Source organism: Bordetella genomosp. 6, from assembly GCF_002119705.1.
Taxonomy (GTDB): domain Bacteria; phylum Pseudomonadota; class Gammaproteobacteria; order Burkholderiales; family Burkholderiaceae_B; genus Bordetella; species Bordetella bronchiseptica_F.
Window position 1 is genome coordinate 1,453,982 of the sequence record NZ_CP021107.1, and the last position, 14,343, is coordinate 1,468,324.

At 65.9% G+C, this 14,343-nt stretch carries 13 protein-coding genes; 7 read left to right on the forward strand and 6 right to left on the reverse strand.

What is annotated here, in order from left to right; all coding sequences use genetic code 11:
• The first annotated feature begins 18 nt into the window (after nt 1-18).
• From CAL11_RS06875 to CAL11_RS06890, 4 genes are all read left to right on the forward strand, one after another.
• A complete protein-coding gene (locus CAL11_RS06875; protein WP_086092493.1) occupies nt 19-891 on the forward strand; it encodes an ABC transporter permease in 873 nt (290 codons plus the stop codon).
• Complete coding sequence (locus tag CAL11_RS06880) at nt 888-1,715, forward strand: ABC transporter permease (RefSeq protein ID WP_086092494.1); 828 nt, start codon at nt 888-890, stop codon at nt 1,713-1,715. Before CAL11_RS06875 ends, CAL11_RS06880 begins: the two co-directional genes overlap by 4 nt.
• 23 nt (nt 1,716-1,738) lie before the next feature.
• Nucleotides 1,739-2,518 carry an ABC transporter ATP-binding protein gene (locus CAL11_RS06885; RefSeq protein ID WP_033462366.1) on the forward strand — a complete coding sequence of 260 codons (780 nt, stop codon included), beginning with the start codon at nt 1,739-1,741 and terminating at the stop codon, nt 2,516-2,518.
• A 125-nt stretch (nt 2,519-2,643) separates the two neighbouring features.
• Nucleotides 2,644-4,056: an MmgE/PrpD family protein gene (locus CAL11_RS06890; RefSeq protein WP_167382457.1), complete on the forward strand. Its 1,413-nt coding sequence runs from the start codon at nt 2,644-2,646 to the stop codon at nt 4,054-4,056.
• A gap of 267 nt (nt 4,057-4,323) precedes the next feature.
• Here CAL11_RS06890 and tcuA read toward each other — a convergent pair whose 3' ends face one another.
• The 3 genes from tcuA to CAL11_RS06905 are packed head-to-tail and all read right to left on the reverse strand — an operon-like array spanning nt 4,324 to nt 8,207.
• Nucleotides 4,324-5,727, reverse strand: a complete 1,404-nt coding sequence (gene tcuA, locus CAL11_RS06895; RefSeq protein WP_086092495.1) for an FAD-dependent tricarballylate dehydrogenase TcuA — start codon at nt 5,725-5,727, stop codon at nt 4,324-4,326.
• Between the two features lie 20 nt (nt 5,728-5,747).
• Complete coding sequence (gene tcuB / locus CAL11_RS06900) at nt 5,748-6,932, reverse strand: tricarballylate utilization 4Fe-4S protein TcuB (RefSeq protein ID WP_086092496.1); 1,185 nt, start codon at nt 6,930-6,932, stop codon at nt 5,748-5,750.
• A 42-nt stretch (nt 6,933-6,974) separates the two neighbouring features.
• Nucleotides 6,975-8,207 (reverse strand): 2-methylaconitate cis-trans isomerase PrpF family protein, encoded by a 1,233-nt coding sequence (locus CAL11_RS06905; protein WP_086092497.1) that lies wholly within the window; start codon nt 8,205-8,207, stop codon nt 6,975-6,977.
• A gap of 112 nt (nt 8,208-8,319) precedes the next feature.
• Between CAL11_RS06905 and CAL11_RS06910 the strand changes: the two genes are divergently transcribed.
• Together CAL11_RS06910 and CAL11_RS06915 are read left to right on the forward strand one after the other, a co-directional pair.
• Nucleotides 8,320-9,135, forward strand: coding sequence for a phosphosulfolactate synthase (locus CAL11_RS06910; RefSeq protein ID WP_086092498.1), 816 nt, complete (start codon nt 8,320-8,322; stop codon nt 9,133-9,135).
• A gap of 41 nt (nt 9,136-9,176) precedes the next feature.
• Nucleotides 9,177-10,073, forward strand: coding sequence for a TrmB family transcriptional regulator (locus CAL11_RS06915; RefSeq protein ID WP_086092499.1), 897 nt, complete (start codon nt 9,177-9,179; stop codon nt 10,071-10,073).
• A 52-nt stretch (nt 10,074-10,125) separates the two neighbouring features.
• Here the strand turns inward: CAL11_RS06915 and CAL11_RS06920 are convergent, their stop codons facing one another.
• The 3 genes from CAL11_RS06920 to CAL11_RS06930 form a co-directional block, all read right to left on the reverse strand.
• Nucleotides 10,126-10,986, reverse strand: coding sequence for a fumarylacetoacetate hydrolase family protein (locus CAL11_RS06920; protein ID WP_086094523.1), 861 nt, complete (start codon nt 10,984-10,986; stop codon nt 10,126-10,128).
• A gap of 48 nt (nt 10,987-11,034) precedes the next feature.
• The gene (locus CAL11_RS06925; protein ID WP_086092500.1) at nt 11,035-12,108 is read right to left on the reverse strand and encodes a TauD/TfdA family dioxygenase; all 1,074 of its coding nucleotides are present in this window, start codon (nt 12,106-12,108) and stop codon (nt 11,035-11,037) included.
• A gap of 123 nt (nt 12,109-12,231) precedes the next feature.
• On the reverse strand, nt 12,232-13,209 hold the full coding sequence (locus CAL11_RS06930) for a Bug family tripartite tricarboxylate transporter substrate binding protein (protein ID WP_086092501.1): 978 nt from the start codon (nt 13,207-13,209) through the stop codon (nt 12,232-12,234).
• 137 nt (nt 13,210-13,346) lie between these two features.
• On the opposite strand from CAL11_RS06930, the gene CAL11_RS06935 reads away from it, so the two are divergent.
• The gene (locus tag CAL11_RS06935; RefSeq protein WP_086092502.1) at nt 13,347-14,336 is read left to right on the forward strand and encodes a LysR family transcriptional regulator; all 990 of its coding nucleotides are present in this window, start codon (nt 13,347-13,349) and stop codon (nt 14,334-14,336) included.
• Nucleotides 14,337-14,343 lie beyond the last annotated feature (7 nt).

Genomic DNA, 14,343 nt, shown 5'->3' on the forward strand with positions numbered 1-14,343 from the left:
CCGGATCAGGGAGACCCCATGAAGCCGCTTGCCGCAACCACCGCTCATACGGCAATGATCAGGCCTGCCCCGCGGCGTACCCCCGGCGCTTTCGCCGCGTACGCCGAGTTCGGCCGGTTCATGCTGCCCATCGTCACCCTGCTCGTATTCTGGGAGTTCGCTGTCCGGGCAGGGTGGATCGCCTCGAACATCTTCCCTTCGCCGTCGATGATCTTCGCGCGGGCCAGCGAGCAGATCTTTTCCACCGGGCCCGAGCAGGGCATGCTGTTCAAGCACATCGGCGCCAGCCTGTACCGCGCGATCAGCGCCTTCGTGCTGAGCGTGCTCATCGGGATACCGCTGGGCTTCTGCCTGGGCCTGATGCCGGCTGTCCACAGGTGGATCAGCCCGATCCTGAGCGTCATGCTGCCGTTGCCCGCCGTCGCGTGGACGCCCATCCTGCTGGTCGCGTTCGGCCAGGGCGACCGGACCATCATCACCGTATGTTTCCTGGGCGCGTTCTTTCCTGTGCTCTACAGCACGATCCAGGGCGTCAAGGCAGTGGGAAAACAGTCGATCTGGGTGGTGCGCAGCATGGGCGGCAAGCGCCGGCACGTACTGCTGAACGTCCTGCTGCCATCCTGCCTGCCGGCGCTGATATCCGGCCTGAAGCTGGGCATGGCCCACTCGTGGCGCACGCTGGTCGCCGCCGAGATGCTGGCGGCCATCAGCACGGGCCTGGGCTACATGATCTTCGCCGCGCGCAGCTATATGGACGTCTCGACCATGTTCGTGGGCATCGCGCTGCTGGCCCTGATCGGCATGGCGATCGAATACGGGATATTCGGCGTGCTGGAGCAGCGCACCATCAGGAAATGGCATGGCGCCTCGCGCATCGGAGGATCGAAATGAGCAGCGCAATGGCTTCCTCCATGCCCGGCGGCGACGGGGCCAGGGCTTTCGACCGGCTTCTCGTGCCCCTGGTTTCGCTGGGCGTGCCGCTGTTGGTCTGGGAGTTCCTGGCGCGTTCCGGCCTGGTCAGCGACTTCCTGTTCCCCCCGCCCAGCAGTATTTTCTCCACGCTCTGGTCGGACTCCGGGGCCGACGTCCACGGCGGACAGCTATACCGCCACGTGTACTACAGCATGATGCGCCTGCTGGCCGGCCTTGCGCTGGCGGCGGCCGTCGGCACCCTGATTGGCATCCTGATCGGCCTGACCCGATGGGGGCGGTTCGTCTTCAAGCCCTTGCTGAGCCTGTTCATGCCGGTGCCCACGCTGGCCTGGACGCCGATCCTGCTGTTGTTGATCGGCGTCGACAACAAGACCACGATCCTGATCGTGTTCATCGCGGCCAGCTTCGAGGTGATTCTCAACGTCGTGGCCGGCATCGAGAACATGAACGTCAAGGTGTTCTGGGTCGCGCGTTCGATGGGGGCCAGCCGCTCGCAGATCTTCTTCAAGGTGATCGTTCCCGGCATCCTGCCGTACCTGATCACCGGGGTGCGGCTGGGCAGCGGCTACGCCTGGCGGGCGTTGATCGCCGCGGAAATGCTGGCGGCCAGCTCCTACGGGCTGGGTTTCATGATCTACGAGGCCTCCGAGTTCATGGACATGACCACCATCTACGGCGGGCTGATCATGATCGCGCTGCTCGGCTATCTCATCGAGAACGTCCTGATGGGCGCGTTCGAGGAGCGTACGGTCGGCAGATGGGGCGTCCAGGTCGAACGCTGAAAACAACCAAACGGGAGACGGAGATGGCAAGGGACAAGATCGTGGCCAGGAACGTGAGCATGCGGTTCGGCGACGTACTGGCGATCAAGGATGCGACCTGCAGCATCGGGGAGCGGGAGTTTGTCGCGATCATCGGCCCCAGCGGCTGCGGCAAATCCACCTTTCTGTATGTGATCGCGGGTTTCGAAGGGATTTCGGGCGGCGCCATCGAACTGGACGGCGAACCGATACGCGGACCGGGTCCGGACCGCGGCATCGTCTTCCAGGAGTTCGTCCTGTACCCCTGGCGCACCGTCATGGAGAACGTCACGCTGGGCCTGGACATCAAGAAGACGCCGCCGCAGGAAGCGCGGCGGCGGGCCCAGAAGTGGATCACCCTGGCAGGGCTGGACGGATTCGAGGATGCGTATCCGTCCACGCTGTCCGGAGGCATGAAGCAACGGGTGGCGATCGCCCGGGCGCTGACCTACGACCCCGAGGTGATTCTGCTGGACGAACCGTTCGGGGCGCTGGATGTGCAGACCAAGAACTACATGATCCATGACCTGCAGAACCTCTGGACTGAGGCGAACAAGACCATCGTCATGGTGACGCACAGTGTGTCGGAGGCGGTGCTGCTGGCCGACCGCGTGCTGATCTTCAGCGCACGGCCGTCCTCCATCATTGCCGACATCAGGATCGACCTGCCGCATCCCAGGGGCGCCGGCGACGACAGCGTCAAGGCGTACGAGAACGAGGTGACGCGCATCCTGTCCGCCGAAGTCGACAAATCCATGAGCATGGAGCGGCGCGTGGCGGCGTGACGCGCGGCGGGCCGGCCATGCCGGCCGCGCGCGGCCGGCGGCCGCATCCCGTATTGGCGTGCCGGATTTAAGGTAGTAGCATTAAATACTTCTAATTGGACTTCAACCACACCGAGGTGAGAGAAATGAGCATGAACGAGGAAACCGCCGCCAAACTCCAGGGCCTGACCCGGCGTTTCGCCAAGCTGGTGCACGAGCTGAAATTCGAGGACCTGCCCGAGGAGGTGCTGCACAAGGCCAAGCTGATCATTCGCGACGGGCTGGGCAACCAGATCGCGGCCTCGGCCATCAGCGAGCCGGCGCGGCGCGTGGTCGAGATCGTGCGCGAATGGGGCGGCAAGCCCGAGGCCACCGTCATCGGCTACGGGTTCAAGGTGCCCGCGCCGCTGGCTGCCATGTGCAATGCCATGCTGGGCCATGGCGTGGAGCTCGACGACGCGCATGGTTCGGGCCTGATCAAGGGCGGTTCGGTCATGATCCCGTCGATCATGGCGCTGGCCGAGGCCAACGGCAAAAGCGGCCGCGAGGTCATCACGGCCATCGTCGCCGGCTATGAAGTAGCGGTGCGCATCGCCAAGGCGATCAACCCCGGGCATCGCCAGCGCGGCTTCCACACCACCGGCACGGTGTCCCTGTTCGGCGCGGCCGCCGGCGGAGCCAAGCTGCTGGGCTGCGACGAAGAGGGCATTGCGGCGGCGATCGGCCTGGCCGCCATGCAGTCGGCGGGCATCCAGTCCTACCTGGACGATCCGTGCATGGCCAAGCCTTTCAGCCCCGGCAAATCGGCCTTCAACGGCACCATGGCGGCCGTCATGGCCAGCCGCGGCTTCGCCGGCCCCCGCAAGGCCCTGGAATGCAAGGAGGGTTTCTTCAACGCCTACTGCGAAGACATCCGCGTCGAGGACCTGCTCGACGGACTGGGCGAGCGCTTCGTCATCATGGAAGTCGGCTTCAAGCCGCATGCCGCCTGCCGCTATGCGCACGGCCCCATCGATCTGGCCCAGCAGTTCTTCGAAGAGGGGGTGCGCCTGGAGGACGTCGAGAAGATCGACGTGCGCATGTGCGAACTGTCGATCCGCCAGGCGTCCAAGCCCAAGGCGCCCAACCTGAACGCCGCCATGGGCAGCACCGAGTTCGGTGTCGCGCTGGCATTGGCGGGCGGCCGCAACGGTCTGCGGGAGTACTGGGACGGTTTCAACGACCAGCGCGTCCACGAGGCCGCGGCGGACCGCACGCGTCTCATCATGGAGCCTGCCTATGGCGTCACCGGCCGCCAGGCGGCCATGGCGGTTACGCTCAAGGACGGGCGCGTGCTGCAGCGCGACCAGGCCGAGCCCAAGGGCGAACCCAGCAATCCGCTGACCGACCAGGAGCTGACCGACAAGTTCACCGGCCTGGTCGATATGGTCGAAACGTCCGCGCAGGTCAGCGGCGAGTTTTCGCGGCGCCTGATGCACCTGGAGGACGAGAAGGCCATTGCGGACCTGATCGGACCGCTGAAGGCGGCGGGCCAGACGCCCGCGCTGCGCGCCGCTTGACGCCGCCGCGCCGGGATGCGCGGCAATGAAGCGCGGGGGCGCCGGCCGTCCCCGCGGCACCAGACCCAAGGGCGTGGGCATGTCGTCCGGCGTGTCGCGGTTTGCCGACGCGGACGTTTTGACAAAGCCGTCCAGGCATACGCATCGATTCAACGGCGGTACGTCAGCGCCGCGCGTCAGAGATGACCGAAGAGCGCCTGATCGTCTTCAACCAGTAGTTCTCGATCCGGTCCGAAAAGCGGCCCGCCGCAAGGCGGGCCGTTGCGTTCAGGCGGCCTGGCGGCATCCGGCCAAGGCATACCGCGCCGCGCCCGCGCCCGCGATGCGGCCGAAGGCGGTGCCGATGGCCATGCCGATGCCCCCGGTGTAGCCCTTGCCGAGAATATTGCCCGCCATCATTTCGCCCGCCACGAACAGGTTCGGGCTGGGCCGGTCATTGAAGCGGACCGCGGCCGTGTCGTCGGTCTTCAGGCCCAGGTAGGTGAAGGTGATGCCAGGCTTGAGCGGAAAGCCCTGGAAGGGCGGCTCGACGATGGGGCTGGCCCAGTGGGTCTTGGCTGGCGTCAGCCCCTGCGTGCGGCAATCATCCAGCACGCTGTGATCGAACGTGCCGGACGTGCACGCGGCGTTGTAGTCGGCGATGGTCCGGCTGGTCTGCTCCACGGGCAGGCCCAGCTTGCGCGCCAATGCTTCGATGCTGTCGGCCTGCGTGCCGGGAAACACCGGCGGCATGAAGCGGCCGATCGATTTGCGGTCGATGATGGACCAGGCGATCTGGCCAGGTTGCTGGGCCACCAGCCGGCCCCATATGGCGTACCGCTTGGGCCAGAAGTCTTCGCCTTCGTCATAGAAGCGCTGGCCGGCTCGGTTGACCACGATGCCCAGCGGTACGCAGTCGATGCGGGTGCAGATGCCGCCGTCGTACAACGGGGACCGCGCGTCGATGGCCACCATATGGGCCTGGGTGGGGTCGCCGATGGCGTCGGCCCCGCTGTCGAGCATGTGCCGCAACAGCACGCCTCGGTTGTACCGGGTGCCGCGGATGAGGAATTGCAGCGCGGGCCTTTCGCCGTTCTCGTTGGTGCCCCAGGCCTGGTCGAGCCACTCCAGGTTGGACTCGAAGCCGCCGGCGGCCAGTACGCAACTGCCGGCCTCGATGCGGGAGCCGTCCTCCAGTAGGGCCGCCACGAAGCGCTCGCCGTCGCGCTCGATGGCCGCGACCGGCGTGTCGTAGCGCACCTGTATGCCGAGGGCGGCGGCGCTGCGATAGTACGCGTTGACCAGGGCCTTGCCGCCGCCCATGAAGAATGCGTTGGTACGGGCCAGGTGCAAGGTTCCCGACAGCGAGTTCTGAAACCGTACGCCATGGCTGCGCATCCACGGCCGGCAATTGGAGGAGCGGCGGATGACGAGCCTGGCCAGGTGCTCGTTGGTGATGCCGCCGGTGACCTTCAACAGGTCCTGCCAGTATTCTTCTTCCGGGTAGCTCTCCACCAGCACGTCCTGCGGCGCGTCGTGCATGCAGCGCAGATTGCGCGTGTGCTGCGAGTTTCCGCCGCGCCATTCGCGCGGCGCGGCTTCGAGCAGCAGAACGCTCGCGCCCGCTTCGCGCGCCGACAGGGCGGCGCACAGCGCGGCGTTGCCGCCACCAATCACCAGTACGTCTATCATCCGTTCCTCCAGGGGTTGGTTCAGTCAGCGCCTACATTGAGCGTGCTGGGCGTGCGTTTCTCGACGGCGTTCTTGAGCAGCGCGGCGCTGCGATAAATGCCGTGGGCGAACTTGCCATACGGCATGGTGAGGAAAAAAGCCATCACGAAGCCCAGGTGTACCGCCAGCAGCACCGCCATCCATGACGTGTCGCGCAGCGCCAGCAACAGCAGGCCGGTCAGGCTCACGAAGAAAAGCAGGGCCATGAATCCGCGGTCCATCGCATGCTGGGCGGGGTCGCCATGGTCGGCGTGGCGCTTGCGGTTGAGCAGGTAGAGTCCGGCGGGCCCGATCAGCAGGCCGATGCCGCCGGCCGTGCCCAGCAGTACGGGCAGGCTGAGTACCGGGTAGGGCGCCTGCCAGCCCAGCGCGTAGTGATAGACCGTGGCTACGCCGGTGGCAGCGAAGCACAGCATGAAGCCGTAGAACGTCAGGTGATGAAAGCGGCGCCGCCACAGGGTGAAGCGCGCGCTTTCTTCGTTGCAGCCTTCCCCGTGTCCGCCGCCCAGGTAGCGCAGCGTCAGGACGTCGAACGACGCCTCCGCGGCCGCGCCGCTGGCCGAGGACGGCGGCGCGGCGTCCTGGCGGGTACCGCACCAGAAACGGGTTGCGCCGATTCCCAGCGCCAGTGCCGCATACAGGAAGACCAGGCCGAACATGGCCACCAGCAGGTTGTGCGGGAATATGGCGTAGAAATTGCCCTGCAACGGGGCGTGCCACAGGGCGCCGTTGAGCCAGACCAGCAGCGCCAGAAAGAGCGAGAGCCCCACGGCCGTCGCCAGCGACAGCGCCAGGCCGTTACGGTCGTAGAGGCGCCCCAGCGCCTTCGGCCACGCATACTCGGAATAGGTTTTCAGGCGCACCTTGGCCAGGGTGCGAGGGATGTTGACGTCGAACTCATGCGGCGCCGCGTATTGGCAGGCATGCAGGCAGGCGCCGCAGTTGTGGCAAAGATTGGCGAGATAGTGCACATCCTCTTTCAGGAAATCGAGGCGCCGCGTCATCGCCGGGAACACCGCGCAGTATCCCTCGCAGTACCGGCACGCATTGCAGATCGTCAGGACGCGCCGCGCCTGCGCCTCGTCGTGGTCGATGCCGGCGTCTTCCACGGCGATCGGCACCATCGCGCGAGCCATGGCCTGGCTTTCGGTATAGGGTGTGCTCATCTGTCTCCTCTTCTTGGCTGAATGTCCGCCGCGGATGCGGCCTTACCGCATCCGTTGCACGAGTTGGCGGATCTTCGCTCGGGCGATATACAACTGGCCCGCCATGATCAGGCGCGCCGTGCGGTTCAGCGCGGCCTTGCGGACCCGCGGCCCGGCTGGCGTCTGGTCCACCTGCGAATCGACCGAAAGCGCGCCGGATGGATGGCCAAGCCGGATCTCGCGCCCGGTATCGCCGCGCAATTGCTCCTGCACCACCGAACCGGGGATGCGGCAGGCGATGGCGGTGCACACCGCGCCAGTCACCGCCAGGGCCTTGTGCGGTTTCTGCATCGCCAGCTGGCGCACGCACAGGTTGATGTCGGCGGCCTTGATGGGCGTGTCGCCCGCCACGTAGTCGCGCGGCGCCGATATCATCATCACGCGCGGCACATTGGGACTGGCCTCGCGCGCCTTGCCGGGGTCGTCGACCAGGCCCAGCATCACGGCGGCCCAGCCGCGCGCCTGCTCCAGGCGGTCCATGAGCGCACTGTCGTTCTGGATGTCCTGCGGGGTGGCGGTGGCGTCGCCGCCTATGTCCTCGGCCACCACGTAGACGAACGGCGTGGCCGCATCGACCAGCGAGACGCGGATGGGGCGCCCGTCGATCCGGATGGTGTCGGCGGCCTGGCCGGTAGGCAGCAAGGCCCCGGATACCGAGCCCGCGCAGTCGCCGAAGTCGATGGCCACCGTCGCGCCGCTGCCCGGCACCCCCGGCACTACCGTCGGCCCCTCGACGCAAGGCACGCCCGCCCGCACCGCAAAGCTGGCCTCTACCACCTGCCTGGTGTTGGTGGTGTAGATGCGCACACGATTCTCTCCCTCCCGGGCCGCGATCAGGCCGCGCAGGACCGCGTATGGCCCGACCGCGGCAAGCATGTTGCCGCAGTTGCCGCCGGTCGATACCTGGGCGCGCGTGAGATCGACCTGGCAGAAGGTGTATTCGACGTCCGCGTCGGGGCGTTCGGATCGCGCGACGATGGCCGCCTTGCTGGTCAGGGGATCGGCGCCGCCGATACCGTCGATCTGCCGGGCGTCCGGCGAGCCGTAAGCGGCCAATAGCGTCGCGTCCCGCTCCAACGGATCGGCCGGAAGCTCGGCCGCGAGAAAGAAGCCGCCCTTGCTGGAGCCGCCCCGCATGTACAGACAGGGCAGGCTGAGTTGTTCCGGGTCGGCCGTCACGCAAAGCGGTGAGGGGGCGGCCTGCGTGCGTTGCGGTTCTCGGGCGGGTGCGTCCATGGGCGTCTCCTTGCGGTTCCTGGCTGGACGGCGGCGGGCGCCTGCGTCTTTACAGGATATTGGAAGTAGTGAATAATACTACTACCGTCAAAACCGTTGTCAAGGCTGGATCATGGACAAGCCGCGTACCGCACCTGCCGCCTCGTTGCCGCCGTTGAGTTTCGATCAGGACCATCGTTCGATGAAGCCGCGGGCCGTCGGCCTTACGTCGGTCATCGATTTCGGCCCGGACGGCTTCGGCTGGACCGGGCCTGCCAGCCTGCGCGATTACTTGCGCTGTGTGGCCGACTACATCGATTACGCCAAGATCTACGCCATGAACGCCCTGATCCTGCCCGAGGAGATCGTGCGCGAGACCGTGCGGATCTACCGGGATGCGGACATCAAGCCGTACGCCGGCGGCATATTGTTCGAGTACGCATACTTGAAGAACGAGCTGGACGGCTACATCCGGCATCTGAAGAAGCTGGGCATGCCCAGGATCGAGGTCTCGGAAAACTATCTGGACTTCAGCGAGGACGAACGCACGCGCCATATAGAGACGATGCAAAAGCATGGCTTCGAGGTGATATACGAGTTCGGCAGGAAGAACCCGACCGAGCCGTTCAGCCTGGCGCAACTGGAGAAGGTCATCCGCAGCAATGTCGCCATGGGCGTGCATCACACCATCATCGAGCAGTCCGAGATCGACTGCGTCAGCGCCAGCAATCCGGCTATACTCAAGGACATTGCCGCCCGGGACTGGTTTCGCAATATATTCATCGAGGCGGATCCGTACGCCTTCCCCAAGGGCCACGTCACGCTGCTCGAAAAGTTCGGTGATGGCGTCAATCTCGCCAACATTACCGCGGACCAGGTGCTGCGCCTGCAAGGGTTCCGCTACGGCGTGGGCCGTGCGGTCAACTACTCCATCTTGTCCCGCATCTGAGGCAGGCCCCGGCAAGGTCACGACAGCAAGGCAGTTTGCAGATGAACAATACGAGATCGGCGTACGAGAAGATAATCAAGGATCTGCAGGGCGTGGGCTTCAGCGATTACGAAGCCAAAACCTATATCGCGCTTCTGCTCACTCCCAACGCAACCGCCTACGAAATCAGCAAGGAAGCCGGCATTCCCAAGGCCAATTGCTACTCCGTGCTCGAGGCGCTGCGCAAGAATGGCGCCGTGCAGGCGGTTTCGGAGAATCCGGTCAAGTACGTCGCCGTCGATCCCAACCGCTATTTCAACCAGATGGTCGAGCTTACCCAGCTGCGCTGCGAAGACCTGAAGGAGAGCCTGAAGAATATCGGCCACCTGCCGCAGGAAGACCTGGTCTGGTCGCTCAACGACGCGGCGGCGGTCGGCCTGCATATCGAGAAGATGATCGGCTCGGCGCGCGACACGATTCGCATCAAGGCCGCGGACACCACGCTGGAGCCGCATCTGCCCAGCTTGAAGAAAGCCGCCCGGCGCGGCGTCAAGGTGCTGATCATCCTGTTCGGCGAGGATGTCCGGCCGTTCGAGCTGGGCAAGAACTGCAAGGTCTATCTGCACGAAGGCAACGGCATACGCGTGGGCATCTCGCACAAGCTGATTACCGTCACGCGCGACTATAAAGAGGCCCTGGTCGCCGAGGTCGGCCGGGACGCATACGGTTCCTATACGGAAAACAAGCCCATCGTCACCCTGGCCGACTCGCTGCTGCGTCACGAGATCTACTTTGCCGAGATCTTCAGCTGTTTCGGCGACGAGATCCAGGAGAAGTTCGGCCCGGCGCTGGTCAAGCTGCGCGAGAGCTACCTGCCCGCCGACCAGGCGGATGCCTTGAAGGTGTTCCTGGAAACCGCCGACCCTGCCCGGCTGGCCGGCAAAGCCACCGTGGCGTGAGCAGGTCGGGCCAGGCCGGGCAAGGCGAGCCTTGCCCGGCCTGCGCGCCGTGTCAAGGCTCGGCCACGATGGGGTTGCACAGGCGGCCTACGCGCTCGATCTCCACTTCGACCGTGTCGTCCGGCTTGAGCCAGAGTGGGGGCGTGCGCGCCATGCCGACGCCGGCAGGCGTTCCCATCACCAGGACATCCCCGGGCTCCAGAGTCATGCATTCGGTAATGATCCTGATCGACTCGGCGACGTCGAAGATCATGTCCGCCGTGTTGGCCTCCTGCACCGTCTGTCCATTTACCCGGCATGAGATCGCAAGGCCGCGCCCGCCCGGCGGAAGGTCTTCGGCCAGGACAAGCGCCGGGCCGAAGCCGCCGGTACGGTCGAAATTCTTGCCCACGGTCCATTGCTGCGTTTTCTTCTGGTAGTCGCGCACGGACATGTCGTTGAAGCAGGCGTAGCCCAGCACCACGTCCAGCGCCTGCTCCGGCGTGGCGTGCCTGGCGGGCCTGCCGATGATGACCGCCAGCTCCGCCTCGTAGTCGAAATGGCCCGAGACCCGGGGCGACCACGCGGCTTGTCCGTGAGCCGCCAGCGAGCTGGGTGCGCGCAGAAAGAACCAGGGATATGTCGGCTTGTCGCGGCCGCCTTCCCTGGCATGGTCGTAGTAGTTCAGGCCCAGGCAGATGACCTTGCCGGGCCGGGCCAGCAGGGGGGCGAACACGGCGGCCGCGCCGGCCACAAGCGGCGCGCCGGCGGCAAGCGCCTGTTTGCCGAGCGCGGGCAGGTCTTCCTCCCGGCGTATGCGCTCGCCCAGCTCCGGCGAGTCGCCGTTGTCCGGGTTCGGCAGCAGGACATATCCATGGGGGTGCGCCACGGCGGCCATCGCGCGCCCGGCCTGGTCTAGGTTCACGAATTGCATGTCTTTCTTCATCTGTGGTGAGGGCGGGGCGTGCTTGCGCGCGCCATCCTATTGGGGCACCAGGGGCGCGTTGGGCTTGACGCCGGGCACCTCGATGCCGTTGGGCCGGCCGTTACTGGCCAGGCCATTGCGCCGCAGCAGCGGCTCCGGGATGGGCGGGCCGCCTTCGCAGGCCAGCCAGAGGCGCAGCAAATGCCGGCGCCGTTCGGTTTCGGGCCAGTCTTCATACGCCGTGCGGGAGTGGAGGATGGTGAAGTTGGACAAGAACTGCACGTCGCCGGGCTTGAAATCCATGTCGAGGTAGAGCGCCGGGTCGCATGCCAACGCATCCAGGCAGTCGAGCGCTTCGTTCTGCTGCGGGGTAAGGCGTGGAACCGACGGCAGCGCCTGCGCCTTGCGGATGGCGCTGCGCACGTAGTTGGCGTACATACGCCCCTGCCAGGGCGCGAAGATGGGGCTCGACGAGTAGGGCTTCTGTCCTTGCGGAATCTCGCCCCAGCGCGTGCGATGGAAACTGTCGAGCAGCGTGCGCGCGTGTTCGGGGTGGCGGGCGGCCAGTTCGTTCCAGACGGTCGTGGAGCTGACGACCGACGACAGCCCGCCGGATTTTGCCGGCCTGACGCACAGCAGGCCCACGATGTCCGACGAGTCCGTATGGTAGGGAAGCCGGTTGGAGGTCTGATAACCGCGTACGGCGGCGTCTGCATAGTCCAGCCCCAGGTTGGCGACATGGCCCAGCACATGCCCTTTGCCGTTTTGCGAGACGGGCAGGCCGAGGCTCGTCCCGAGCGCCCAGAATGCGATGGCGGACTGCCGCATGGTGTACTGCTCGACCGGCACGCCGCGGATCAGGTACAGGCCGCGCCCGTGCAGCACTTCGTGCTTGATGTGCTGCAGGCGTTGGCCAAGTCCGCCCAGCTCGAAATCGTCCCGGGTCAGTTCCGTGATGTCCTTGCCGCCGGCATCGGCGCGCCGCACCGCCTGGTCCAGTTGCGCCAGCTCCGGGCCGGTCAGTTGATGAACCCAGTATTCCGGCTGTCTGTCCAGTTGCGGACCATACCAGGCCTGTGCGTTCCGGTATGAGTCCAATGACGCTTGGGTCGGCGTGCATGCTTCGTTCATGGCGTTCTCCCTGCGGGATGGCCTGCCGGCTGCGCAGCCGGCGGGCGAGTTTGATCCTGCCACGCGCGCGCGGCGGGATTGCGGTTCAAAAGAATGTTGGTCGGACCCGGCGCCGCGGCCGCGTCAGATGGGCTGCAGATTCAGGCGGTCGATCAGGTCGCCCCACTTGGCCATTTCCGACTGCAGCGATGCGGATGCCTCGGCGGGCGTATTGCCGATCGGGACCGCTCCTTCTTCGGCCAGCTTGCGGACGAAATCCGCGTCCTGCATCGCCGACTTCAGATCGTGATTGATCTTGTCGACGATGCGATCGGGGGTGTTCCTGGGCACCATGACGGTGAACCAGGCGCCGCTCTCGAAGCCTGCCACGCCCGCCTCGGACACCGTCGGCACTTCCGGGAGCACCTGGGTGCGGGTCGTGCCGGAGACGGCCAGCGCGCGCAGCTTGCCGGCCTGGATCTGCGGCAGCACGAGCGGAATCGGCGCGAACGCGAAGTCGATGCGGCCAGCCACCACGTCATTGAGGGCGGGGCCCATGCCCTTGTATGCGACGTGCGTGAACTTGACGTGCTTCATCAAGGCCAGCAGCTCGCCGGACAGATGATTGGCCGACCCGATGCCGGCCGAGCCGAAGGTGATCTGCTCGGGCCGTTGGCCGGCGTCCGCAACCAGGCTGGCGACGTCCTGGTACTTCGATTGCCGGGCCGTGACCAGGACGAAGGGCGGGGTGGCAATCACCGAAACGGCCTTCAGGTCCGCGACGGGGTCGTACGGCAGGCCCTTGATCAGCTTGTTCGCGACGACCAGGTTGCCCGCCGCGCCCAGGACCAGGGTATGCCCGTCCGGTTCCGCCTTGGCGACCGTGTTGACCGCAATGGTGCCGGACGCGCCCGGCTTGTTTTCGACCACCACCGGCTTGTCCCAATACTCGGTCAGCTTGAGCGACAGCAGCCTGACGAGCATATCGGCATTGCCGCCAGGGGTGTAGGGCACCAGAAAGCGGACCGCGCGCTCCGGATAGGCCGGGGCGGGGGCTTGCGCGCAGGCGGCTGTGTGCGCCGCGGCGGCCAGCAATACTGCGAAAAGCCGTTGCAACATCATTCTGTCTCCAGGTTTTTCGGTCGGCCGGTGTGCCCCGGCGCGAGGGGTGGCGTACTCCGTTTGGGTGGAAAGCAGTCTATCCGGGCCAGTGATAAATTAATAATAGGAGTAACTTATCAAGTGATCGGAAAAACAAAATGCAGAAATCAACGGTCAGGGGGCTGGGGCATATCCGGATCAAGCACTTGCGCCTGCTCGAACTGGTGGTGCAGTACGGCTCCCTGCGCAAGGCGGCCGAGGGCCTGCACCTGAGCGAGCCGGCCGCCAGCCAGATGCTGCGCGAAGTCGAATCCACGTTCGGGGTGGCGCTGTTCGAGCGGGGCAGGCGGGGGATGCGGCCGAATCCGTTCGCCGATGTGCTGGTCGGCCGCGTGCGGGTCATCCTGCGCGAGCTGCGCGAGATGCAGGCCGACGTGGCCGACCTGGAGAATCGCCAGGGCGTGTCGATCGATCTCGGCGCGCTGCCGCGTTGCCTGCATACCCTCGTGCCCACGACGCTGGTGCGCTTGTTCGGCGCCAGCTTCAAGTCGCGCGTGCGGATTACCGAGGGCACGTCGCGGCAGCTGCTCGACGCGCTGGACCAGGGCGCGATCGATATCGCGGTTACCCGTGTGCTGGAAAGCCACGCGGGCCTGGCCGGCGCGCGCAATTTCGATAGCGCGGTCCTCTATGAGGAAGCCATCGCCATCGTGTGCAGCACGGACCACCCGCTGTGCGCGGCGGACACGGTCGCGCTGGACATGCTGACGCAGTATGACTGGGTGCTGCCGCCATCGACGTCCATTACCGGCAAATTGATCGAAGAGGAGTTCGTCAGCGCGGGACTGCGGCCGCCCGTGCCCAAAGTGGAATGGCTTACCTCGGCCTCGCGCCTGACCCTGGTGCAGAAAAGCAATTTCCTCGGCATATGCCCTGCCTCGGTGGCGGCCGAATTGCAGCAGGGTGGCCGCCTGCATGTGCTGCCCATCGATCTGCGGGTTCCGCTGCCGCCGATTTCGGTGGTGTGGCGGCGCACCAAGGGCGACATCGCGGAAATCATGGACATGAAGAACGCACTGATCGAGTGCGCGGCCGCCATGCCGGGCGCACGGGAAATAGGGGCGGCCGTCCGGGCCGGCGAATGCTGACCCGCGT